10 protein-coding genes are annotated in these 26,723 nt (G+C 65.2%); 9 read left to right on the forward strand and 1 reads right to left on the reverse strand.

The features are described 5' to 3' along the window. Window positions 1-87 precede the first annotated feature (87 nt). The 4 genes from OKA04_RS05025 to OKA04_RS05040 all read left to right on the forward strand — a co-directional run bounded on the left by OKA04_RS05025 (window position 88) and on the right by OKA04_RS05040 (window position 5,690). Complete coding sequence (locus OKA04_RS05025) at window positions 88-810, forward strand: ABC transporter ATP-binding protein (protein WP_264500039.1); 723 nt, start codon at window positions 88-90, stop codon at window positions 808-810. 107 nt (window positions 811-917) lie between these two features. Next, a complete protein-coding gene (locus OKA04_RS05030) occupies window positions 918-3,287 on the forward strand; it encodes an ABC transporter permease (protein WP_264500040.1) in 2,370 nt (789 codons plus the stop codon). Between the two features lie 26 nt (window positions 3,288-3,313). After that, on the forward strand, window positions 3,314-4,558 hold the full coding sequence (locus tag OKA04_RS05035) for an efflux RND transporter periplasmic adaptor subunit (RefSeq protein WP_264500041.1): 1,245 nt from the start codon (window positions 3,314-3,316) through the stop codon (window positions 4,556-4,558). Window positions 4,559-4,790: 232 nt separating this feature from the next. Next, entirely contained in the window at window positions 4,791-5,690 is a 900-nt protein-coding gene (locus OKA04_RS05040; protein WP_264500042.1) for an alpha/beta hydrolase, read from the forward strand. 588 nt (window positions 5,691-6,278) lie between these two features. On the opposite strand, the gene OKA04_RS05045 is transcribed toward OKA04_RS05040, so the two are convergent. After that, complete coding sequence (locus OKA04_RS05045; RefSeq protein WP_264500043.1) at window positions 6,279-7,295, reverse strand: hypothetical protein; 1,017 nt, start codon at window positions 7,293-7,295, stop codon at window positions 6,279-6,281. Between the two features lie 132 nt (window positions 7,296-7,427). On the opposite strand from OKA04_RS05045, the gene OKA04_RS05050 reads away from it, so the two are divergent. From OKA04_RS05050 to OKA04_RS05070, 5 genes are all read left to right on the forward strand, one after another. Next, complete coding sequence (locus OKA04_RS05050; protein ID WP_264500044.1) at window positions 7,428-7,964, forward strand: flavoprotein; 537 nt, start codon at window positions 7,428-7,430, stop codon at window positions 7,962-7,964. Window positions 7,965-8,509: 545 nt separating this feature from the next. Then, on the forward strand, window positions 8,510-14,113 hold the full coding sequence (locus OKA04_RS05055; protein WP_264500045.1) for a beta strand repeat-containing protein: 5,604 nt from the start codon (window positions 8,510-8,512) through the stop codon (window positions 14,111-14,113). 342 nt (window positions 14,114-14,455) lie between these two features. After that, entirely contained in the window at window positions 14,456-19,126 is a 4,671-nt protein-coding gene (locus tag OKA04_RS05060; RefSeq protein WP_264500046.1) for a beta strand repeat-containing protein, read from the forward strand. Window positions 19,127-19,816: 690 nt separating this feature from the next. Beyond that, window positions 19,817-21,316, forward strand: coding sequence for a tryptophan 7-halogenase (locus OKA04_RS05065; protein WP_264500047.1), 1,500 nt, complete (start codon window positions 19,817-19,819; stop codon window positions 21,314-21,316). Between the two features lie 386 nt (window positions 21,317-21,702). Beyond that, entirely contained in the window at window positions 21,703-26,709 is a 5,007-nt protein-coding gene (locus OKA04_RS05070) for a beta strand repeat-containing protein (RefSeq protein ID WP_264500048.1), read from the forward strand. The last annotated feature ends 14 nt before the right edge of the window (window positions 26,710-26,723 follow it).

Raw genomic sequence — 26,723 nt, forward strand, 5'->3', positions numbered from 1 at the left:
CGCCGGGGCTGTCAAACCCGGGAACGCTGGCCCCTCGCAGTCAAACGATTGCCACGCCGGGCATCCCGGCTATGGTCCGGCCCGTCGATGAGCGTCCCGATTTCCACCGGTGTCGTGTTTCAGGCGCAAAAGCTGCGCAAGGTCTATCATACCGGCGAGCTGGATGTGGTGGCGCTGCACGGCGTTGACTTGGAAATGAGCGCGGGCGAGCTGGTTTGCCTGCTCGGCGCGTCCGGCAGCGGGAAATCCACGCTGCTGAATATCCTCGGCGGGCTCGACGTGCCCAGCTCGGGGGAGCTGCGCTACAAGGGGTGGCCGCTCGATGGCGCGGACGAGAACACGCTGACCTCGTTCCGCCGGAACTGCGTCGGCTTCGTCTTCCAATTCTACAATCTCATCCCGAGCCTCACTGCCCGGGAGAATGTGGCGCTCATCACCGACATCTCCGCCGATCCCATGACGCCGGAGGACGCGCTGGAAATGGTCGGCCTCGGCAAGCGCATGGACCACTTCCCCTCGCAGCTTTCCGGTGGCGAGCAGCAGCGCGTCGCGATCGCCCGGGCCATCGCCAAGCGTCCGGAGGTGCTGCTCTGCGACGAGCCGACCGGCGCGCTGGACGTCACCACCGGCATCACCGTGCTGGAGGCCGTCGAGCGTATCAATCGCGAGCTTGGCACGCTGACGGTGGTCATCACCCACAATGCCGCCATGGCGGAAATGGCCGACCGGGTGATGCACCTTTCCGACGGGAAGATCATCAACGAGCAACGCAACGCGACACGCCTCCCCGCGCGGGAGCTGAAGTGGTAACCCGGAAGTTGAGAGTCGATGGTTGAGAGTTGAGAGCGAGATCCAAACAGCCGTCATCCTCCTGCCTTTAACTCTCAACCCTCAACCACCGACTCTCAACCTTCCGCATGATCCACCCGCTCGACCGCAAGCTGCTGCGTGACCTTGGCCGCATGAAGGGCCAGGTGATCGCGGTCAGCCTGGTGATGGCGTGCGGGCTGGCGATGATGATCATGACCCGCAGTCTGATCCTCACGCTGGAGTCGACGCGGAATGCCTACTACCAGCAGTATGCGCTGGCGGATGTCTTCGCGACGCTGAAGCGGGCGCCGCTTTCCATGGCGGACCGGGTGGCGGAGTTGCCCGGCGTTTCCACCGTGGAGGCGCGCGTGGCGGTGAATGTGACACTGGATCTGCCGGGCCTCGCGGAGCCGGCGAGCGGGCACATCATCTCGCTGCCCGAGGACGGCAGCGAGCCGAAGCTGAACCGTATCTTCCTGCGAAAGGGCCGCATGCCGGAGCCGGACTCGCGGCGCGAGGTGGTGGTCGGAGAGTCCTTCGCGCTGGAGAATGGCCTCGGCCCGGGGGACTCGCTGGTGGCGGTGATCAATGGCCATCGGGAGACGCTGCAGATCTGCGGCATCGGCCTGTCGCCGGAGTTCGTCTTCGAGGCGCGGCCGGGTGAGACGCTGCCGGACCACAAGCGCTTCAGCGTCATCTGGATGCCGTACCGCGCGCTGGCCGTGGCATACAATCTCGACGGTGCCTTCAATGACATCGCGCTCGATCTCGCGCCGAATGCGGCGGCCCAGCCGGTGATCGCGCAGATGGACCGGCTGCTCGCGCCCTATGGTGCGGGCGGTGCGTACATGCGGAAGGACCAGGCATCTGCCCAGCGGCTGGATGACGAGCTGCGGGTTCTCCATGCGCTGGCAGTGGCCTACCCGCTGGTCTTCCTCAGCGTGGCCGCCTTCATGGTGAATGCGGTGCTCGCCCGCATCGTGAGGCTCCAGCGCGAGCAGATCGCGCAGATGAAGGCGCTCGGCTATTCCTCCCGGCAGGTCGGCGTGCATTACCTGAAGTTCGTCTTCGTCATCGGCGCGCTCGGCACCTTGATCGGTGGCGTGGCGGGCCGCTTCATGGGCGGTGGACTGGTGAATCTCTACACCATCTTTTTCCGCTTCCCTTCGCTGGAGTTCCGCATGGACTACGGCGCGCTCGGCCTGGCGCTCGTCGTCAGCGCGGGTGCCTCCATGATCGGCGTGCTCTCGGTGGTGTGGCAGGCGGTGAAGCTGCCACCGGCGGAGGCGATGCGGCCGGAGCCGCCCGCTGATTTCAAGCCGTCCTTCGTCGAGCGCATCGGGCTCACCCGTTTCTTCAGCCCGGCCTTTCGCATGGCGCTGAGGAATATCGAGCGGAAGCCATGGCAGGCCGTCTTCACCACCGCTGGCCTCGCCCTCGCCACCGGCCTGATGGTGCTGCCAGGCGCCATGGCGAACAGCATCGACTACCTGCTCACCTTCCAGTGGAACCGCGCGCAACGCCAGGACGCCGCGGTCTTCCTCGTGGAGCCTTCTTCGGAGAAAGGCTTCCACGATCTGGAGCACCTGCCCGGCGTGATCCGCGCGGAGCCCATCCGCAGCGTGCAGACGCGCCTGCGCTTCGCCCACCACCACCGGAAGCTCGCCATCACCGGCGTGCAGGCGGGGTCGAATCTCAGCCGCCTGCTCGACGAGAATGGCGAGCCGATCATCCTCCCCGAGGAAGGCCTCATCATGTCGAAGAAGCTCGCCGAGGTCATCGGCGCGCGCGTGGGGGATCACGTGCAGGTGGAGGTGATGGAGGGCCGCCGCCCGGTGCTCAGCATTCCCATCCGCGGCCTGGTCACGGACTTCGCTGGCGTGGCGGCCTACATGGACATCCGGGCGTTGCGGCGTCTCATGAAGGAGGGCGACACCATCAATGGCGCGTATCTCAAGATCGACCACGCACGCTGGGACGACTTCATGCGAGAGGTGAAGGACACGCCGCGCGCCGCGGTGGTGATGGTGAAGCGAGATCAGCTCGAGTCCTTTCGGAAGACCACCGCGCAGAGCATCGGCCTCATCCGCAAACTCTACTTCGTCCTCGCGGTGATCGTGGCCTTCGGCGTGGTTTACAATAGCGCGCGCATTGCTCTGTCCGAGCGCAGCCGCGAGCTGGCCACGCTGCGGGTTGTCGGCTTCCGCCTCAGCGAGGTGCGCGGTGTGTTGCTCGGCGAGCTAGGGCTACTGGTGCTGCTCGCGTTGCCCTTCGGCCTGCTTTTCGGGAAGGGTCTCGCGCTTTTCATCATGGCATCCTTCAGCACGGAGACGGTGCGCATGCCCATCGTCATCGATCCTTCCACGTATTCCATCGCCGTTGGCGTGGTGCTCACCGCCGCCGCGCTGTCCTTCGCGATGGTCAGCCGCATGCTCTCGAAACTCGACCTCGTCGGCGTCTTGAAGGCGCGCGACTGATCCCTCACCCTCACCCGCAAGCACCCATGTCCGAAGGCAAAAGCGATACCCCACCGTGGGAAGGAAAGCGCAGCAAGTCCGCGAAGGGCCTGCTGCGACGGCTCATCCCGTGGGCCATCGGCGGAGCACTCATCGCACTCGTCGCCATGGGGCTGAAGCCGCAGCCCACCGAGGTGGAGACCGGCGTGGTGGCGCGCGCGCCGCTCACCGTGCGCGTCTCCGAGGAAGGGAAGACTCGCATCCGGAACCGCTACGTGGTGGCCGCGCCGCTTTCCGGCCGCATGCGCCGCGTGCCGCTGAAGCCGGGTGACGAGGTGAAGGCCGGCGAGACCATCCTCACGGCCATCGAGCCCGTGGCCGCGCCGTTGCTCGACCCTCGGGCGAAGTCGCTCGCCGAGGCCGTGGTGGCAACGCGCGAGGCCGCCCGCAGCCGCGCGAGTGAGACGCTGAAAGCCGCCGAAAGCGCGAAGGAACTGGCCGACATCAATCTGAAGCGCATCCAGTCCCTGACCGGCGGCGCGATTTCCCAGGCCGACCGGGATCGTGTGGAAATGGAGGGCTCGATGCGCGCCGCCGACGTTCGTGCCGCGGAGTTCGCGCTGAAGGCTGCGGAGCACGAGGTGGAGCAGGCGCGTGCGTCTTTGGAACGCCCGGCCATCACCCTTGAGGGGAATGCGCTGGAAGTGAAGTCGCCCGTCTCCGGCCGCCTGCTGAATGTGATGCAGGAGAGCGAGACGGTGGTCACCGCGGGCATGGCCATCGCGGAGATCGGCGATCCGGTGGACATCGAGATCGAGGCGGAGATTCTTTCCCGCGACGCGGTGACGATGAAGCCGGGCGACTCCGTGAGCGTGGAGCAATGGGGCGGCACGGAGGCACTGGAAGCCCGGGTGCGCCGCATCGAGCCCGCCGCTTTCACAAAGATCTCCGCGCTCGGCGTGGAGGAGCAGCGCGTGTATGTGTTGTGCGATCTGGTGAATCCGCCCGAGCAGGCGAAGTCGCTCGGCGACCGCTATCGCGTGGAGGTCCGCGTGGCCGTGTGGCACAGCGATGATGTGCTCGTGGTGCCCGCCGGGGCGCTCTTCCGCGAGGGGAATGCATGGAAGACCTTCGTCTTCCGCGATGGCAAGGCCCAGGCCGTGACGCTGGAGGCAGGCCGGACCGATGGTCACTTCACCGAGGTGATCTCCGGCCTCGCTGCGGGCGATGAGGTGCTGCTCCACCCGCCGGACACGGTGAAGGACGGCACGCCAGTGAAGAAGCGCGAGTAGCGAACGTAGCGGGACGACTTCGTCGTTCCGTTAGGGGCGGCTTGAAGCTTTGTGAAACGGGCCGCCTCACGTTTGCGGAGGCGGCCATGGAGATGTGAGGCGGAGGGCGTTCTGATGCCCGCCCCGCCCAGCGGGAAGGACGCAGTCCTTCCCCTGCTACTGATCTGAAGCAGACTTGCCGAAACATTGGCTCGCTGGCATCGGTATCGGGCCCCTTCATTCGCCATCTTCCATGAAAAGAACCCTGCTCGCCCTCTGCTGCCTCGTGACAACCCTCTCCGCCGCTGAAGACTGGAAGCCGCTGTGGCCCGGTGAGGCTCCCGGCGCGAAACGTCCTCCTACCGGAACCGAGACCGTCGCCGAGGGATGGCGCTACAGCGACATCGAGGTGCCGCAGTATGTCATCTATCCCGCACCTGCGGAAAAGCGCACCGGGCAGGCCGTGGTCATCTTCCCCGGTGGCGGCTATGGCATGCTCGCGATGAACCACGAGGGCCACGATTACGCGAAGTGGCTGAATGAGCGAGGAATCACCGGCATGGTCGTGAAGTACCGCGTGACCGGCAAGGCGGACCTCGGATACCAGTTTCCCGTTCCCTTCCTCGATGCGCGCCGCGCGATCCGCACTGTCCGCGCGAATGCAAAGGAGTGGGGAGTGGACCCCGCGAAGGTGGGCGTCATGGGTTCCTCCGCGGGAGGTCATCTGGCCAGCCTGTGCACCACGCGCTTCGGCGATACTTTCCCGGAAGAGGGCAAGGACGAGATCGACAAGCTCAGCGCGCGGCCGGATTTCTCCATCCTCATCTACCCGGTCATCAGTATGGGGCAGCTCGCCCATGGCGGGTCCCGGCAGAATCTGTTAGGGAAGGAGCCGTCGCCGGAGGCGATCGAGAAGTACTCGACCGAGAAGCAGGTGACGAAGGAGACCCCGCCGGTTTTCCTGCTGACCACCACGGACGATTTCGTCGATTGCCGGAACAGCTTTGAATTCGCCGCGGCCTGCAAGGCGAATGGAGTGCCGGTCAGCCTGCATTGCTTCGAGACCGGCGGCCACGGCTACGGGATGAATGTGGCCGGCAAGGGCGACCTCGCGGTCTGGCCGAGCCTGCTGGAGGCGTGGTTGAAGAAATGAGGCGGGAGGGTTGAGCGTAGGCGCACTGGTGACAGTGCGGAATTGGCGAGTGAAGCGGGCTTGCTTGGATGAAGCTCGGCTTCCTTCGGGGAGCTCCGCAAAGACACCGGCTTTCTTCAGGGCCAAAGGCCCGGCTATCCCTCAGCCCGGGCCAACGGCCCGGGTCTCCCCGTCCCGATGCATTTGGCGGCCTGAAGGGACGCGATACCGGGCTGGGATGCACATGATTTACGGGCTCATCCCGACCGTCAGAATCCAATCGACAGATTCCGCTAGGCGATGGTCCGTTCTTTGACCGGTGAGGCGGGCCGTCATCCCTATCGCGGCCCTTCAGGCCGCCGACTATGCTGCTATCCCTTTCCCGGGCCGATGGCCCGGGCTGAGGGATGGCCGGGCCTTTGGCCCTGAAGAACCGGCTGTGGGCCCTGGGTGCATTCGTCAGGTTATAGGAACCACACCATTGCTGGCTGCCGCCGCCCTGATGACAGTGTCAGTGGGTAGAGGTGGTAGGTGAGGAGGGCTTCTCCCGTGGTATCGCCACCACGACCACGAAGGGATACTTGGAGCGTGCTCCGCGGGCGCGGAAACTCACAGCTCCAGCATGTGCGCGACGTGGGCGGCGGTGAGTTCGCCCATGGTGCGGCAGTCGCGGAAGATGTCCGTGTGGTGATACTTGGCGAGGTCCGCCGCGAGCGAGGCGACGTGTTCGCGCGGGGCGAGTTCCTCGCGCCGCATCACGCCGAGCAGCGCTTTCATCCGCGTGCTCTCGACCTTGGCGCGGCGGGTCATCTGCGCGTGCTCCTCGGCCACGTACTGGTCGATGGTCTTGCGGTTCAGCACGTCGAAGGCGAGCTTGGTCACCGTCTTGTTAGAGTCGAAGCGGTACGCCAGGTAAATCTTCCCGCGGCGCTCGTAGCTCTGCTGGTCGAAGTCGATCGGGCGCACGCGGTACTGCACTTCCTCGAAGTCCGGCGTGATGTCCACGACGTAGTTCACGCTCCGCATGTCGCCGAGCAGGCGGATGAAGCAGCGCTCGTTGAACTTGGTGAACTCCTTCGCGATGCGGACTTTGTTCAGCTCCGGGCGCGGCAGGTGATCGCGCAGGAAGACATCCCCCGGCACGCCTGCGATGTGTTCCTCGATCAAGGTGTTCCCGTTGACGAGGTAGTTGATGCGGTTCGGCGAGAGGATGTGCTCCAGCTCCAGGCCGTAGATGCGCGAGGCGTCCGCCTGCTTCACGTAGAAGTAGTCGGAGTTATCGTTGTACAGGTTCGTGATGCGGATGCGGAAGGGCCGCGAATTTCCGAACTCGCCGAAGTCGATGCGGTCCACGGTGAGGTGCTCGTGGAGGTCGCTTTCGCCGCCGATCTTCAGCTCGGCGTAGATCTTCGTCAGCTTCGGCCGCAACTCCAGCATCAGCTCCTGGGGGTAGAAGACGGTGAGCCACAGCGTCTCCTTCCCGCGCGGATCTTCATACGGCATCGAGCCGGCGAAGCGCGTGAGGTCGTCATAGACCAGCGGGATATCGCGCAGGCGGTCGAAGTGATAGAGGTATTGCCTCAGGGTGGGAGAGACGGAGTACTTGATCTTGCGGCGTGAGATCACCCGGCGAGGATGGGCTTCCGGCGGGAAAAGGCGAAGGCTGAACTTTGTCGGTAGGACGACCACGGCGGACCGTGCGGGCTGTCCTGCATATTCGGTGTTGGCAGTTCTCCGTCCGGTGCTCCTATTTCCCGCATGACCATCGTCCTCGGCATCACCGGCTCGATCGCTGCCTACAAGGCGGCGGACCTGGCGTCCCAGCTTGTGAAAGCGGGGCACGAGGTGCATGCGGTCATGACCCGCGCTGCCACGGAATTCATCACGCCGCTCACGCTGCAGGTACTCACGCGCCAGCCCGTGCTGGTGACGCTGGAGGATGAAAAGCAGAGCTGGAAGCCGGGGCACATCGAGCTGGCGGACTCGGCGGACCTCTTCCTTGTCGCACCCGCGAGCGCGGACGTGATCGGGAATTTCGCCAATGGCCTCGCGCCTGACCCTCTCTCCTCGATCTACCTCGCCCTGCCGCGCACCACGCCGGTGATCATCGCCCCGGCCATGAATGGCAAGATGTGGCTGCATCCCGCCGTGCAGCGGAATGTCGCGCGACTCGGCGAGGACGGCTGCCGCTTCATCGGCCCGGCGGAGGGAGACCTTGCGTGTGGATACCAGGGCATCGGTCGCATGTCCCCGGTCGAGGAAGTTTTGGCTGCCGCTTTGGCCATCGGAAAATAACGGCCTGTTGGAGCCGCGCCCGGTGTTATATTGCCGGGTGATATGGATGCTAACTTTGGGTATGTATGCGACGCTTTGATCGGCGGAATCATCCCCATCGGAAAAGTTGCGAAAAAATCACACGCTTGGTTTTGGTCCGAGGGTTGATCTTCGCTTTAGCGCAATCCATTGATGGAAAGTGAATTGAGGGATCGATTGTGCGCTTCGAAAAAGCCGCGTGTCGTAATCCTACGCAAAGCAAACCGATCAATACAAGAAACCTGATCGGGACGATTTAGACTGTGGGAAGGTTCGATCCCCGTTTTTCCCGGCACCCATGTCCAAACCCAAAGAGGACAGCCGGAGGCGGGGTCGATGCCGACAAACCCGAATCCATCGAAACCCAATAAACCCGCACATGCACGGCGGGGCATTTGTTCGCCTCGTCGCGCCTTCCCGGAAGGCGATCCATACAGCCGCTCCATAGCCGGTATCATATGCCGGAGACTGGTGAGCCGGACAGACCCATGTCTTTCCTGAAGGCGGGATTACGTACTCAGAACCCCATGAAAATCCCTCGGCCACACTCCCGTGGCAACCTGATCGAGACCGCATTCGGTCTGGGTTGCCTCTTCGCCACGGCCATCCCCGCCGCCCATGCCGCATCCGATACCTGGACGGGCAGCGGTGGAAACAACCTCTGGCAAACTCCGGGCAACTGGACCTCCGCGACGCAATTCCCCGGCGCGGCAGCCAATGATTTCACCAGCGCGGATGACGCCAGCTTCGGCGCGGCTGGCTCCGGTGCCGTGGACCTGGGCTCCACGCTGAATGTCCGCACGATCCTCTTCGGCATCTCCGGCGGGAATGCCTCCGTCTTCACCATCGGCGATGCGAATGACACGCTGAACCTCTCCACCGCGGGCGGCGTGACGGTGAATGCCGGTGTCACCACCGCGCAGCAGGTCAGCTCGGCCGGTGGCTCGATTCATCTTTCCACCGCCGCGAATTCCACGGTGACGCTGACGAACAATGGCAGCGGCCTGCTCACCGTGGCAGGCAGCGTGGTGGCCGTGCCGCCCGCCGCTTCGAATAGCCTGCTGGCCGTCGGCGGCTCGGGAAATGTCGCGATCACCGGGGCCATCACCGAGACCGGGGACGGCGGCTCGGCACTGCTGAAGACGGGCACCGGCACGCTCACGCTTTCGAATGGCGGTACCTTCACCGGTGCCGGGGCCATCGGCTACATGCCCGCCACCCCGGCCGGCTATCCGCTCGTCGTCCGCGAGGGCACGCTGCGCCTGAATGGCGGCGCGCATGCCGTGGATACCGAGCTGGTCATCGGCGGCGTGGTCACGAATGGCGGCGCGGGCCAGAATGCAAAGGTGCAGGTGGACGCGGGCACGCTCAGCGTCGGCTCGTGGCTTTCCATCGGCCGCGGCAATGGCACCGGCACCGTCTCCTCAGACCTCGTCATCAGCAATGCGGGCGCGGTGACGACCGCCAGCCTCAGCGGCGGCTTCAATGGCGGCAACGCGGCGAACCTCGTGAAGGGCTCCGTCACCATCAATGACACCGGCACCCTCACCGTCACCGGCAACAACGCGAACTACAACTGGGGCGAGAGTCCCGGGTCGGTTTTCACGATGACGCTGAACGGTTCCTCGAAGCTCATCCACAATGGCAATGCCTCCGGCACCCGCATCGGTGAAGGCGGCACGGGCATCCTCGACATCGCCAGCGCGAATGCCACGGCGGACGTGCGGAACCTCATCATCGGGCGCGGCACGAATGCCATCGGCGCGGTTTACAACAAGGGCACGCTCAAGTCCGTGGGGCAGGACGGCCTCTTCCTCGGCGATGGCGGCGGCAGCGTCAGCTACTTCCGGAACGACAATGGCGCGGCGACCGTGCCGAATGACAATGCCGCGAACATCGTGGCGGGCATCGGCGCGAATTCGAACTCGGTCGTCGATGTGATCAGCGGCACCATCACCGCCACGCGTGTGGCGGCCTGCTGTTTCAACAACAACGCGAACAACGGGCAGTTCAACGTCACGGGCGGCACGCTCGGTGCGGGCGCGACCGGCTTCGTCCTCGCCGACACGAATGCCCGCACCGGGGCGAAGTGGGCGAACGTGAATGTCACCGGCACCGGCGTCTTCCAGAGCACCGGCCCGGTGAACCTCTCGAATCCGAACCTGGCGGGGAATGTCACCGTCTTCGCCATCGCGAACGGTGGTACGCTCTCCGTGGACACCATCTCCAGCACGGGTCCGAACAGCGAGGGGTACCTTCATTTCAACAACGGCACGCTGCGCGCGAACAGCGCCACCACCGCCCAGATCGCCACGCCGAATGTCGATCGCATCACCGTCCACTCCGGCGGCATGACGATCGATACGAATGGCTTCAACAAGACGATGGCGGCGCAGGTCGCGAGCCCGGTCGCGGACGGCACCGCCACCTTCGGCGTCACCGGCATCTCGGTCAGCGGCACGGGCACCGGCTACAAGGGCCGCCCGGTCGTGAAGATCACCGGTGGCGGCGGCACGGGTGCCGCGGCCATGGCTACCTACGATGTCGTCACCGGCCAGGTCACCGGCGTCACCGTGACCAGCCCCGGCACCGGCTACACCAGCGCGCCCACCGTCTCCATTCTGGGTGGTGGGGGCACGGCCATCACGGCCACCGCCACCATCGGCGCGGCGGCTGGAGGATCGCTGACGAAGGCGGGCGCGGGCACGCTTACGTGGAATGGCGCTCACGCATTCACCGGTCCCATCATCGTCACGGGCGGCGAGCTTGCCACCGGCGGCAGCCACACCGGCAGCCCGCTCACCATCCAGAGCGGCGGCCGCGTGAATGTGGTGGATACCGCCGGAGCGGTCGGCTCGCTCACCGTCGGCACGCTCACGCTGAGCAGCGGCTCGCTCCTCACGCTCGAGACCGGCGCGGGGAATACCGCGGACAAGATCGTCTGCACCGGCGGCTCGCACGGCACCGTGGCCATCTCGCTCTATGACAGCGGCACCACGAATCCCGCGCTACCCGGCACCTACACGCTCATCCAGTACAGCGGCAGCTTCACCGGAGGCGTCACCGGCCTGTCCATCGCGAACCAGCGCCCAGGTTTCAACTACACCTTCCACGATACCGGCACCGCCATCACCGTGGACGTGATTTCGGTGGATGCGGACGGCGACGGCATGTCCGACTCGTATGAGATCGCGAACGGCCTGAACCCGAATGACGCCACCGGCGTCAATGGCGCGAATGGCAATCTCGACGGCGACTTCGCCACGAACTACGAGGAATTCCTCGCGGGCACGCAGGCGAACAACCCCGCCTCCGATCCGATGAACGTGGACAACGACGGCCTGCGCGACAGTTGGGAGATCACCCACTTCGGCAGCATCGCCACGCAGAATGGCACCGATGATTCCGACGGCGACTTCGACTCGAACCTGATGGAATTCACCGCGGGCACGCTGCCGGCGAATGCGGGCAGCTTCAGCGACACCGATGCGGACGGCCTCGGCGATGGCTGGGAGATCCTGTATTTCGGAAACATCGCGGCGAAGAACGGCACGGTGGATTCGGACGGCGACCTCTTCACCGACCTGCAGGAATACAAGTATGGCTCGGTTCCGACCGACTCCTCGCATTCGCCCGCCTTCGCGAAGGCGGCGCACCGCTGGAGCTTCACGAACAGCCTGAACGACTCCGTCGGGACCAGCCACGCCACCATCGAGAACGGCGCGACCAGCAACACCAATCCCGTGACGCTGAATGCCACGAACGTGAAATTCACCGGCGGCGCGAAGGCCGATTCGCAGTGGGTGAAGCTGGGTGCGAACCTGCTGCCCGCGCACAATACCCCGGTCACCATCGAGCTGTGGGCGACGATGGATGCCTTGCAGAACTGGGCTCGCATCTTCGACTTCCACAGCGGTGCCACCGAGAATCTCTTCATGAGCTGGAGCCAAGGCGTCACCGCGGCGACGGACCGTGTCGAGTGGCGGGACAATGCCGTATTCACGACGAACAACACCAACAACTGGATCGTCGGCACCAAGTATCACATCGTCATGACCATCGAGCCCGCGCCCGTGGCCGGCAGCTCCGTGGTGAAGTGGTACTCCGCACCGATGTATGACGGGGAGTCCTACCTGGACCTCGGCCCGCCGCGCGGCACCGCCACCGTGGCAAACGCCATCGGCATGATGAATGACACCATCAATGCCCTCGGCCACTCGCCCTACAATGACAATGCTCCCAGCGCGACCTACGACGAGGTCCGCATCTGGAACGGCGTCATGCGCGAGTGGGCGCTGGAGTCCCTCTACGAGCAGGGCCCGGACAATGCCGCTCAGGCCGACTCCGATAATGACAAGCTGCCCGACTCCTACGAGCGCTACTACTTCAACGGCCTCGCCCAGACGCCGAACGGCGACTACGACGGCGACCTGAGCAGCAACATCGAGGAGCTCTACGCCGGCAGCAATCCCGCCGACGCCACCTCCAGCCCGAATGACTCGGACGCAGACGGACTGCCGGACGCGTGGGAGATGGGTTACTTCAACGACCTCGATGAAAACGGCGGCGGCGATCCCGATGGCGACCGTGCGACGAATGCCGAGGAACTCGCGGCCGGGACGGCTCCGATGCTCTACACGTCCTTCCCGGACAGCGACAACGACGGCATGTCCGACGGCTGGGAGCTGTATTACGTGGGCAACCTGAGCAATTCCGGCACCGGCGATACCGACGGGGACGGCTTCAACCTGCTCCAGGAATTCGTCCAGCGGGGCGCTCCGGATGATCCGCTCTCACCCGGCGTGGCCGATGGCGACGCCGACAATGACGGGCTGCCCGACCGCTGGGAGGTCGCGTGGTTCGGCCCCACCACCATCGCCTCGCAGAATGGTACCGACGACACGGACGGCGACGGCTTCAACAACCTCGCGGAATACCAGGCCACGTCCGATCCGACGCTGTCCGTCTTCACGCCGACCGATATCAATGGCGACGGCGCGGTGGACCAGCACGTCTTCCACGGCATGACGGCCGCGGGCACCGGCCTGCGTGACAAGGACGGCCAGGCGACCGCATTCACCACCCGTCTCGGTGGGACAGGAGCGTCCATCCCGACGAATGATCCGAACCTCGATCTGGACACCGCCGCCGGGACGCTGGCGATGACCACCGCATCCGCGGATGTGAATGGCCAGGTGAACATGGCGCAGTTCGAGGCGATCGGCATCCCGCTTTCCTCGCTCGGCTTCACGGCTGCGCAGGACTTCCGGATCCGTGCGCACTATGTGAATCTGCCGGCGCTCGCGGGCTACGACCAGATCGGCGCCTGGGTGGGCACCAGCAGCACGGCCATGACGCGTGCCTCCGCCATCGGTGCGGGCTACGCCGCGCTCGGGGTGAATACGAATGCCGCCACGGATGCGAATGCGTTCTTCGGTGCGGGCGGGACTGCCGGTGCCGCTGGCCGCGACCTCACCGTCATCATTGAGCGCATCGGTGGGAATTGGTCGATGAGCTGCAATGGGAATCCATGCAGCCCCACCGCCCAGCCCGCCTTCCTGAATGGCCTCGGCAATCTCCAGGCCGGTGTCTTCGTCCTCGACCAGGACACGCACAAGACCGTGGCGCTGGAGAGCTTCACCGCCGTCAGCTTCGGCACCGCCTCCACCGGCGGTGATGCGGACAATGACGGGATGGATGATGCCTGGGAGACCGCGAATCTCGGCGGCACCACCCGGGACGGCACCGGCGACCTGGATAATGACGGCGTGATCGACCTGCTTGAGTTCGCCTTCAATGGCGGGGCGAACAACGGATCGTCACGCGGCCAGATCACCAGCGCGCTCGCCGATACAAATGCGAATGGCCAGAAGGAGCTCACGCTCACCATCGCCACCCGCATCGGGGCGGTCTTCACCGCGCAGCCCGACGGTAGCCAGCAGGCCACAGTCGGCGGCCTCACCTACCGGGTCCGCGGATCGCTGAATCTGACGAGCTTCACCAGCGCGGTGGCGCACGTCTCCACGGCTGCGGCCACGGATCCCGCCTACGAGCTCCACACCTTCCGCCTCACGGCATCGGAGGGTCTGGGGGGCAAGGGCTTCCTCCGTGCCGAGGCCACGCATCCGTAGTTTTCTAGGGTTCAGGGTCCACAAGTCAGCCGCGTCCGCCGTTCCGGTGGGCGCGGCTTTTTCGTGCGGAGTCATGGGGGAGTTGTGGCGACCGGGCACCGGTTAGCCGCCATGGCAAAGAATTTTGTTCCAAAACAAAACGGATTTGTTATTCCAAATTTTACCGGGTCGGGCGGAGTCGCGCGCGTCCCGGCCGAACCCGACCCAAAACCCACAAGCGACCCCGCCCCGGCACTTTCCACCGGGGACAAAAACCCGAGCCGATCCGCGGCTGCCTCACCCAAGTGGCAGTCCCATCGTCCGGACAGGTGTGTACTTGTATGCAACTCGCTCGAAAAACCCATGAAAACCCCGACCCGAATCCTTCCCACCTCCCGTGAGTCGCTCCTCACCACGGCCTCCTGCCATGCCCGCTGGTACGCCAGCGTGATCGCGGGCACGGCCATGCTCGGCTCCTCCGCCTTCGCGGCGGATTGGCTGGGCGTCACCGACAACTGGAACGACGCGGCCAATTGGAATCCCACGGGCATCCCGGCGGCTCCCGTGGATGCGAATGTGAATCTCGCCACCGCCGGTCATTTCCCCGTGCTCCTCACGAATGCGACGAATGACCCGCGCAACGTGAACGTGGGCATCGGCGCGGGCATCTCCGGCCGCATCGACCTGCGGACGGGCCGGATCATTGCCACGAACCGCATCATCATCGGCGATGACGGCGGCACCGGGACGCTCAATATCGCGGACACCTCGGTGCCCGTCACCGACCCGGCGAAATTCACGCCATGGGGCCAGAGCGGCGAGGGGCCGAAGCTCCAGGTGGGCGAGCGCCTCTACATCGGTGGCCAGGGTGCGCCCGCGGGCGCGGCCAATGGCGTGGCGAACGTGAACACCCTCGGCTCGGTCCAGGTGACCGGCCACATCGTCGTGGGCGAAGGCAATGCCGGCGGCGGCGTCCTGAACGTGGACTCCGGCACCATCACCACCACCGGCGGTGAGCTGTGGGTCGGCCAGGCTAGCGGCGGCGTCGGCAAGCTGAACATGTCCGGCGGCGCCATCAACGTGAACAACAACTGGGTGGCCATTGGTCGCAACGGCGGCAATGGCGCGGTGCTCATGACCGGCGGCGCGATCACCAAGGCGGGCAACGGCGACTTCCTCATCGGCACCGACCCGGGCGGCACGGGCGTCATCGAGATGCGCGCCGGCACCATCAATGTGAACGGCGGGAACACCGCCGTCGGCGATCGGAACAACACCGGCGCGGCCCCGGGTACGCCGAGCACCGCCTTTGGCACGCTCAAGTTCCCCACCGGCAGCACCGCCACCTTCACGGTGAATGCGGGCAACCTGGTCGTCGGACGGCTGCGCGACAGCGTCGGCGGCGCGGGGGTGCTGGAGATGTCGTCTTCCACCGCGACCCTCACATGCCTCACCACGCGGAACATCCACGTCGGAAACGGCAATACGTCCCGTGGAACGGTGAACCTCAGCGACGGCACCATCAACGTGAACGACTGGTTCGTCTTCGGTCGCGAGAGTGGCCAGGGCACCCTGAATATGACCGGCGGCAAGATCGTGAAGACCGGCGGCGGCAACCTCGCGCTCGGCGCGCTGGGCACGAATGCGAAGGGCACCGTGAACCTTTCCGGCGGCCTCATCGACATCCAGTCGGGAGCCGTCCTCATCGCCGAGGCGGGCACGACCCCGGAGGGCACCTTCAATATCTCCCTCAATGGCGAGCTGCGGGTGGGCACCTTCGGCGTGGGTGTGAATGGCTCCGGCACCGGCTACGCGAATCTGGATGGGGGTACGCTCCGCACCCAGGTCATCGATGGTGGCGCGGGCACCGCGCACGTGGACTTCAATGGCACGCAGATCATCGCCACGGCGAACCGCGCGGACTTCATCAATGACCTCGACAGCGCCGACGTGGAACCCGGCGGCCTGAAGGTGAACAGCAACGGCTTCACCCTCTCCACCTCGCAGAACCTGCTGAATGCAGGCGGCGGCGTGGTGAAGAGCGGCGCGGGCGTGCTGAACCTGAATGGCACGAATGCCTACGCCGGTCCCTCGACCGTGGAAGGCGGCACGCTGAACGTGAATACCACCGCCACCGGCGGCGGTGCCTACACGGTGAATGGCGGTGCCGTCCTCGGGGTGACCCAGGCCACCGACACCGGCGTGCTGAATGTCTCCAATCTCACGATGAACGATGGCAGCACGCTGAACATCTCGATGGCAGCCGCAGCCGCCAATCCGGCGTCCGCTCCCGTGAATGTGACCGGCACGCTCACCACCACCGGCACGGTGACCATCAATCTGACCGACGCCGATCCCGCCGTGGGCACCTTGCGGCTGGTCTCCTACGCGGGCGGCTCCGGCGCGAATTTCGTGCTCGGAACCATCCCGGAAGGCGTCACGGCGACGCTGGTGAATTCCGGTGGCCTGGTCTCGCTGGATGTGACGCGCGTGAATTCGCCGCACTGGATCGGCGACCTCAGCGGCGTGTGGGACACCACCACGCTGAACTGGCGGAATTCCTTCACGGGAAATGCCACCAACTTCGCGAATGGGGATCCTGCACTCTTCGAGGACCTCACCGTCTTCCCGTCGTCATTCAATGTTACTCTCGACGTCACGGTCTCTCCGGGCAGTACGGGTGTCACCTTTGACAATATCACGAACTTCTCGCTGACCTCGCCGTCCAATCTCGGAAAGATCAGCGGCACGAAGGGCCTCACGAAGCGTGGCGCGGCCGACCTGACCATCGGCAACCTGCAGAACGACTTCACCGGTCCCGTCCGTCTGGAAGGCGGCATCACCTCCGTCGGCCAGCTTGCAAATGCCGGCAGCCCCAGCCCGCTCGGCGCGGGGAATCTGGTGCTGGCAGGTGGAACGCTCCTCTACACCGGCTCCTCGGTGACAATCGACCGCGGCCTGCAAGTGGCAGCCTCGGCGAACAACATCACCTCGCAGCTTTCCGTGGAGAAGGCCGCGACGAACCTGACCGTCAGCGGCGCGATCAATGCGACGCTCGGCGGCTTCGTGAAGTCCGGCCTGGGCACGCTGACGCTGACGAATCCCGGCGCGAACGTGCTTGGAAACGGCACCACCCCCGCGGCGGGCGTCAGCGAGGGCGCGCTGGTCCTGACCGGCGGCGGCACGCAGACGAACCAGGTGCAGGGCGGCGAGTTCTGGCTCGGCACCTCCGGCGCCGCGGGTGCATCGCTGACCATGACGGGCAGCTCGATGACTGGCACCTCGTGGTTCGTGATGAGCCGCGGCAATAGCACCACGAATCTCTTGTCCACCCTTGAGGCGACGAATTCCACACTGACCTTCGCCAATGCGACCTTCGGCTACGCGAGCACGCTGACAGGCTACACGTCCACGTCGGAGGTGAAGCTGACGGATTCCACCTTCAGCACCGGGACGGGCACGCTCTACTTCGGCGAAAGCGGCGGGGCCACCACGAACGTCACGATCATGGGGAACTCGACCATCATTGCAGGTCCCTTCCAGCTCGGACGTAATGCCGGATCGGTCGGCAAGATCGACCAGAACGGCGGCACCGTCACCGCGGGTGACAACAACGACGGCGTCCGCATCGGCGGCACCGGCACCGGCACCTGGAACCTGAATGCAGGCACGGTGAATGCGAACGGCTGGAACGTCCTCGGACGCTTCGCGGGCAGTGTCGGCGTGCTGAATGTCGCGGGCGGCACCTTCAACCAATCGCAGGCGGACCGCGCGATGATCGTGGCCGAGCTCGGTACCGGCACCGTGAACATCACCGGCTCCGGCACGGTGAATCTCACGGCCAATGGCGGTCTCTTCATCACGAATGGCACCGGCAGCGTGGGCACCGTGAACCTGGATGGCGGCACCCTCACCACGAAGCGCATCCGCGAGGGAGCGGGCAATGTGGGAGCGGGCACCTTCAACTTCAACGGCGGCATGCTCATCGCCGCGGCAGCGTCGGATGGACCGCTCTTCATGGAGGGCCTCGACTTCGCGTATGTGAAGGCAGGCGGCGCGAACATCGACACGAATGCCCAGACCATCTCCATCAACCAGCCGCTGCTCGCAGGCACCCCGGCATCCGGCGGACTGACGAAGGCGGGCACCGGCACGCTGCGGCTGAATGGTGTGAATACCTACACGGGCACGACGACGGTCGCGACCGGCAGCCTGGGTGGCACCGGCACCATCGCCGGGCCCATCGCGGTGCAGTCCGGCGCGAGCCTCGCGCCTGGTGCTGCCACGGGCACGTTGACCGCCAGCGGCGGCGTGACCTTCAGCTCCGGAGCGATCTTCTCCGTGACCATCGATGACAGCCAGGTGGCGGACAATGGCCGCCTGGACGCGACCGGCACGCTCGATGTGACCGGCGTGGCGTTGCAGGTGAATCTGGTCGGCACCGCCGGTCAGCCCACCTACACCATCGCCACGGCCGGCACCGTCACCGGCACCTTCGCCTCGGTCCCGGCCGGTGTGAATGTGACCTACGGGGCAAACAGCATCACCATCACCCCGCCATCCGGCACGCCGTTCCAGTCATGGATCAGCGGCTTCAGCGTGGGCGCGCTGAATCAGCCCGGCGATGATGCGGATGGCGACGGCCTGACGAACCGGGAGGAATTCGCACTTGATGGCGATCCTTCCAAGGGTGCCGCATCCGGCAAGGTCCGCTCGCGGATCGAGACTGTGGGCGGCGAGCAAGCGCTGGTCATCACCCTGCCGGTGCGTGCCGGTGCCACCTTTGACAACAACCCGGGCCCCGGCCTGGACGCGACGCTTGTGGCGGATGACCTCGTGTATCTCATCCGCGGGTCGAACAACCTGCAGGCCTTCGACCAGGGCGTGACCGAGGTGACACCTGCCAGCGCTGCCGGCATGCCGCCTCTCAGCGACGCAACGAAGTGGACGTATCGCACCTTCCGCCTGAATGGAGCGATCCCGACTCGCGGCGCGAAGGGCTTCCTGGACATCGAGATCCAGGACGCACCGTGAGCCACGGTCTCATCTGAAAATCGGAAACCCCGGTCGCCATCCTGCGGCCGGGGTTTCTTTCGGGATGGCCTTTGGGTCGGGTGGATTTTGCCGATGGCAAATGGTTGCGACCGCTGAAGGGATACGCGCTGCAAAGAACACGACCGACGTGTGGCCCGTGCGCTTGCCCTTGTCTTCAGGGCCAACGGCCCGCCCATCCCTCAGCCCGGGCCATCGGCCCGGGCCATCGGCCCGGGTGAGTGATTCGGCGAGAGCAGGCGGCCTGTAGGGCCGCGATACGGGAGCGGCATGCGCGGGATTTATTGATCCATCTTGTCCGGAGAGCCCGACCAACAGATCTGACCAGGCGACCGCTCTTCAGGTTGTGATCTTCTCACCGCTTTCGCGAGGCGGATCGTCATCCCTATCGCGGCCCTTCAGGCCGCCGATCTGGCAGTGCTGGTTACCCGGGCCGATGGCCCGGGCTGAGGGATGGCCGGGCCTTTGGCCCTGAAGAATCCCACCGCCTTCCGCCTTCCGCCTTCCGCCTTCCGCCTTCCGCCTTCCGCCTTCCGCCTTCCGCCTTCCGATTTCCGATTTCCGATTTCCGATTTCCGATTTCCGATTTCCGATTTCCGATTTCCGATCTCTTCCCTCCGCTCCTTGCCGTCCCGCCACGGCTCGTCTAGCATCCTTCCGCAAAACCCTTCCATGATCCAAAACGTCCTCGTCCTCGGCGCTGGCAGCGCCGGCCTCATCGCCGCGCTTTCCATCAAGAAGAAGATCCCCCAGCTCAATGTTCGCGTGGTCCGCAGCCCGGACATCGGCGTCATCGGGGTGGGGGAGGGCACCACTCCGAATTTCCCGCGCCACATCTTCGACTACCTCGGCATCTCGCGGAAGCACTTCTACGAGCTCGCCGAGCCGACGTGGAAGCTCGGCATCCGCTTCCTGTGGGGCGAGCGCGGGCGCTTCGACTACACCTTCGCGCCTCAGCTTGACGCCCATTGGACGGACCTGCCGCGGCCGAATGGCTTCTACTGCGACGACGAGTTTTCCGACGTCGATATCACCTCTGCGCTCATGCGGCAGGGGAAGGCCTTCCCACGGCAGCCGAATGGCGCGCCGGACATCCAGCCGTGGCACGCCTTCCACATCGAGAATGCAAAGTTCGTCGAGATCCTCGAGGTCGTCGCACGCGAGGTGGGCGTGGAGTTCACGGATGGCCGCGTGACCGGCGCGGACCGCGGGCCTCAGGGCATCACTGCCGTGCATCTGGAGGACGGGAGAAAGCTGGAAGCCGACTTCTTCATCGATGCCAGCGGCTTCCGCAGCGAGCTCATCGGAAAGGCCCTTGAGGAGCCCTTCGAGAGCTTTGACAAGACGCTCTTCTGCGACCGCGCCGTGGTCGGCGGCTGGGAGCGCAGCGAGAGCGAGCCCATCCTGCCCTACACCACCGCGGAGCAGATGGACGCCGGGTGGGCCTGGCAGATCGAGCACGAGTTCCACGTGAACCGCGGCTATGTTTACTCCTCGCAGGCCATCTCCGACGACGAGGCCGCGGCGGAGTTCAAGCGGAAGAACCCGAAGGTGCCCGAGTCACCGCGCATCGTGAAATTCCGCAGCGGCTGCTACAAGCGGCTGTGGGTGGACAATGTGATCGCCGTGGGAAACTCGGGCGGCTTCGTGGAGCCGCTGGAGGCCACCGCGCTCATGATCGTCTGCACGCACTGCCAGACCTTCGTCGATTTCCTGCTCCACTCGGAGCTCGATCCCACGCCGTCCATGCGGGATCTCTACAATGAGATCGTCGCCCAAAGCTGGTACGACATCCGCGATTTCCTCGGCCTGCACTACAAGCTGAATACCGCGCTCGATACCCCCTTCTGGAAGCACTGCCGCGCGGACACCGACCTCAGCGGCATCGGTGCGCTGCTCGATTTCTATGAGGAAAACGGCCCCACCGGCTTCTGCCGCTACCGCATGGGATCCAGCCAGAATGACTTCGGCATCGAAGGCTACTTCGTCATGCTCGTGGGGAATCGCGCTCCATACAGGAAGCGCCACACTTCCACCGCGCAGGAAAAGGCCATCTGGGAAGCACACCGGCAGGCAAATGCGGCAAGGGCGCGGCAGGGCATCGACGTGAAGGAAGCGCTTCACTACGTCCGCCATCCGGGGTGGCAGTGGAATGCCGACAAGCCAGCCTGAACGGGGTAACACTTTTTGGATACCAAGATGTGTCATTTCGGCGATCCGCGAATCATGATTTCCGGGCTGAGGATTGGTTTTTTAACGAATTGATCGTGAGGTAGTTGGGAATCGGCAAAAAGTCACCGGAAGGAAGCTGTCACACAACTTCTTGAGAAGGTGACGAGAGAGGCACGGTGAGGACGAAAACTCTCCTTGCAAATCCATGCAATAGGTCGAGCGTCGCCCGCCAATGGTTGAAATACCGAACACATTTCAACCGTTGGAACCCTGAAATCCATTACCCAAGAGCGATCCGCCCTGACCCCGCGGATCGTAACCCAAGAACCCCTGGAGAACCGTCGCCATTTTTGCGGGCGAGGTGTCTTCGCGAATTCCGAGAACCCATGAATACCCGAACCCTCACCACGCGGGCGTGCCTGTCCGCAACCGCCTCCCACAATGCCCGCTGGTTTGCCGGGCTCGTCGCCGGTGCCGCGGCCCTCGTCGCGCCCGTGGCAACTGCTGAAAACTGGAATGGTGGCGTCAGCTCCGACTGGAACGACGCGGCGAACTGGACGCCGAACACCGTCCCGAATACTGTGAACGCCGTGATCAACACGGTCACGCCGCGTTACCCCATTCTCACGAACAATCCCCTTCACAACGTCAATGACCTGCTGATGGGTATCGGTACCGGGTCGGTGGGTCGCCTCGATCAGTCCGCCGGTCTGCTGCATTCGAATGCTTGGATCTACCTCGGCTCGGAAGGCGGCTCGGCCACGCTGAACCTGACGGGGTCCAGCACCCTTGAAGCGGGCGGCCGCCTCTGGGTGGGTGGCAGCCAGCTCGCCGGCGGCGGCATCGGCGTGGCCACGGTCAATACGACCGGCGGGATCACCACCGTGTCGGACGTCGGCGTCGGCTCCAGCGGTGGCACCGGCACGCTGAATCTCCAGGCGGGCACCATCAATTCCGGCGGCTGGACCTTCATCGGCAAGCGCGAGGCGGCGGACAATGCCAGCGGCACCGTCAATATCAGCGGTGGCACGTGGAATCACGTTGGCACCCGCACCTTCGTCGGCCTCGGCCAGTCCGTCGGCAAGCTGAACATCAGCGGCGGTACCTACAACAACACCGCCGGCGGCAATGACGTCTTCATGGCCGTCGGCGTGAACAACAACGGTGCCTCCGCACCATCGGAAGTGAACCTCACCGGTGGCAACCTGAACGTGAACCGCGTGCTCTCCGTGGGCGGTGGCTCGGGTGAAGGCGGAAATACGAATGCCGGCTTCCAAGGCGGCGGTAAGGGCAAGCTGACCGTGAACTCGCCGAGCTCGGTGCTCGGCGTGGCCGGTGAGCTTTGGGTCGGCCAAGACAATGGCGCCAATGGCGAGATGACCGTTGATGCCGGCACCGTCAATGCGGGGAGCTGGGTGGCAGTCGCCCGCCGCACCGGCAGCACCGGCAAGCTCACCATGAACGGTGGCACCCTTGCCAAGACCGGCGACGGCCAGTTCATCGTCGGCGACGGTGGCACCGGTCGTTTGGAGCTTCCCGCCGGGAAGACCGGCGCGGTGACGATCAACAACGACATGTGGGTCGGCCAGAGTGGCACGGGCAATGGCACCGTGGAGCTTCACTCCGGATCAATCTCAGTGGGTGGCTGGGTGCCCATCGGCCGCGAGGGCGGCGTCGGCGTGGCAAACATGTCCGGCGGCACCTGGAACCAGAACGGCACGGGCCAGGCCTTCATCGTCGGCTCCACCGGCAAGGGCACCATGAACATGACGGGCGGCACGGTGAATGTCGGACGCCTCACCTGGATCGCGGAAGGCAACGGCGCGAATGAATCGCTGCTCACCCTCAGTGGCACTGCCGTCTTCAATACCCCGATCATGTCGGTGGGTCCGGAGGCGAATGGCACGCTCCAACTGAACACGGGCGGCACCCTCCGTACGGGCCGCATCACCGGCCTGCGCGCATCCGATACGGGCAACGGCTTCAATGCCGGCGGCGGCCTCGGCACCATCAATTTCAACGGCGGCCAGATCGTGGCCACCCAGAACCAGGATTTCTTCATCGCGGATGTCGATGTCATCAACGTCGCGGCGGATGGCCTGCACATCGACAGCAATGGCTTCAATCTCACCGTCCCGGCATCGCTGCCGGGGCCGGGTGGTGTCTTCAAGAGCGGAGCAGGCACCCTGACCCTCGCCGGGACGAATACCTTCACCGGCATCGTCAGTGTCACGGGGGGCACGCTGGTCCTCAGCACGGCTACCACCAGCCCCAGCGCCTACACGATCGGTGCAGCAGGAGCACTCCGAGCGGACCAGGCATCTCCGACCGGCAGGCTCGCCATGCCGAATCTCAATCTCGCGAGCGGCTCGCAGCTCATCGCCGGCGCGGCTCCCGCCACGGGAAATCCCGCGTCCTCCGTCTTCCAGGTGGCGGGGAATGTCGCGCTGACCGGCCCGACTGCCCTCGGTCTGGTGGACACCCAGCCGGTCGCCGGGCTCTTCCCGGTGCTTTCCTATGGAACGAAGTCCGGCACCGGCAGCTTCGTCGCGGGCACCGTGCCCAGCGGCGTGATCCTCGATACCACCACCCCGATCGTCGAGACCGGTAATGTGGTCTCGCTGAATATCGTCCGTGCCGTCGCCCCCCGCTGGGTCGGAGGCGGGAATGGCGGTATCTGGGATACCACCACGTCGAATTGGACCAACAGCTTCAACGGCGCGACGGTCCCGTTCGCGAATGGCGACCCCGCCACCTTTGACGACATCGATTCGGATCCAGCCACCTACAATGTGGTGTTGAATACGATCGTCACTCCCGGCGGTGCAGGCGTCATCTTCGATAATGACCTGGCTCCCTTCACGCTCAACACGAGCAACGGGAACGGCAAGATCACCGGCTCCGCGGGCCTCACGAAGCGTGGCTTCGAGGGCCTGGTCATCGGCAATCTCGCCAATGAGTTCACCGGTCCCGTGCGGATCGAGGAAGGCTCCATCACCGTCGGCCAGCTCGCGAATGCCGCGGATGCCAGCCCGCTCGGCAAGGGTCAACTGGTCCTCGCCGGTGGTGCGCTGAACTACACCGGTGCCGCCGTCACCATCGACCGCGGCTTCCAGATCAATGCCGCGACGAACACCGCCACCAGCGAGCTGAACATCGCGAGCAACGTGACGATGAGCGGCGCGGTCACCGCCACGAATGGCAAGTTCCGCCTTTCGGGCGCGGGCGTCCTCACGCTGAGCCACGCGGGTCCCATCTCGCTGGCGAATGGTCCGCAGGATAGCGAACCGGCGTCCTTCGTCATCAATGGCGGCGGCCTCACCCTGAACGGTGCCGGCCAGGTGGCCACGGTGAACGGCAATACCCAGATCGCCCTGACGGACGGTGTGACCACCAATGTCAGCCTGACGGGGAACGCCATCCTCAATGTGAACCGCTTCCAGGCGGGCTTCGGCACCGGCTCCACCACGAACATCGTGGTCCAGGACTCCGCCCGCATCAACAAGAGCGGCATGGGTTGGTTCTCCATCGCGAACAGCAACAACGCCGCAGCCACCATGACCATCCGCAACAGCGGCAGTCTGGTCACCGCGGGCGGCGACTTCAACGTGGGCGACACCGCCTCATCGAATGGCACCCTGAATCTGCAGGACAATGCGACGGTCACCGCCGCCAGCCCCATCTACGTCGGCAAGAACAGCGCCACGGGCAGGGTGAATCTCAGCGGAGCCTCCACGATGACCGTGGGGAACGCCGACATCGCAGGTGGAGACAATTCGGTGGGTGAGCTGAACCTCGCCGGAACCTCGACCTTCACCTCCACCGGCCGCATGCTGGTGGGGCCCGGCGGCACCTCGAATGGCTCCGTGACCGTGGATGGCTCGGCGACCGTGCAGGTGAATTCCTACGTCTCCGTCGGCTTCACCGGCGGTGGCACGGCCACCGTGAAGGGCGATGGCACCTTCAATACCAACGATGACTTCTCGGTGAACGAGGCCTCGCCGATCCCGGCGCTGGTCACCGTGCAGGATACCGGCGCGCTTTCCGTGGGAGGCACTCTCTTCATCGGCCGGAATGCGGATCGGATCGGCGTCCTGGATGTGAAGGGTACCGCGACGCTCGACCAGACCGGCTCCGCCGCGCAGAACTTCTTCGTGGGTCTCGCGGGCAATGGCACGCTGGATATCAGCGGGAATGCGGTGGTCACCGCCGCCAGCGCGAATGGCGTGGTCATCGGCCAGGACGAGGTCGGCGTCGGCACCGTGAACCTGAACGGTGGCACGCTCGTCACCAAGCGGGTCTTCGGCAACAACGGTACCAGCACCTTCAACTTCAACGGCGGCCTGCTGCGTGCGGGTGCCGGTGCGAATGCCGACTTCATCGCCGGCATCGACACCGCGGTGGTGGCGACGGGCGGTGCGAAGATCGACAGCAACGGCCAGACCGTGGCCGTGAGTGTCCCGCTCGTGGCGGGCACGCCGAGCGGCGGCCTGACGAAGAGCGGCACCGGCACGCTGCGCCTGAACGGTGTGAATACCTACACGGGCGCGACGACCGTTTCCGCGGGTAATCTCGGAGGCACCGGCACCATCGCCGGACCCATCACCGTGCAGAGCGGTGCGGGCATCGCTCCGGGTGCGGCCACCGGCACGCTGACCGCCAGCGGCGGCGTCACCCTCAGCGCGGGCTCGAACTTCGTCGTCACGCTGAATGACAGCCAGGCCGAGAACAGCAGCCGCCTCAGCGTCCCGGGTGCCTTGAATGTGGCAGGCGTGAACCTCCAGGTGAACCTCGGTGGTGCGGCGGCCCAGGCCTCCTACACCATCGCCACCGCAGGCTCCGTCACCGGCACCTTCGCCTCGGTCCCGGCCGGTGTGACCGTGACCTACAATGCGACGAGCATCACCATCACCCCGCCATCGGCGACGCCCTTCCAGTCTTGGATCGGTGCCTTCAATGTCGGCACCCTTACGCAACCGGGCGATGATGCGGACGGCGACGGCATGACCAACCTCGAGGAATTCGCCCTTGATGGCGATCCTTCCAAGGGAGCGGCGTCGGGCAAGGTCCGCTCGCGGATCGAGACGGTGGGCGGCCAGCAGGCGCTGGTCATCACCCTGCCGGTGCGTGCCGGAGCCACCTTTGACAACACGCCGGGCCCCGGCATGGATGCCACGGTGGCGGCGGACGGTGTGACCTACATCATCCGCGGGTCGAACAACCTCACCGCCTTTGATCAAGGCGTCAGCGAGGTGACACCCGCCAGCGCTGCCAACATGCCGCCTCTCAGCGACGGGACGAAGTGGACCTACCGGACCTTCCGTCTGAATGGCGCGATCCCGGCACGGGGCACGAAGGGCTTCCTGGACATCCAGATCCAGCCCGCCCCCTGATCGGGCGGAGTAGC

Origin of the sequence: Luteolibacter flavescens, assembly GCF_025950085.1 — a bacterium.
Taxonomy (GTDB): Bacteria; Verrucomicrobiota; Verrucomicrobiia; order Verrucomicrobiales; family Akkermansiaceae; genus Haloferula; species Haloferula flavescens.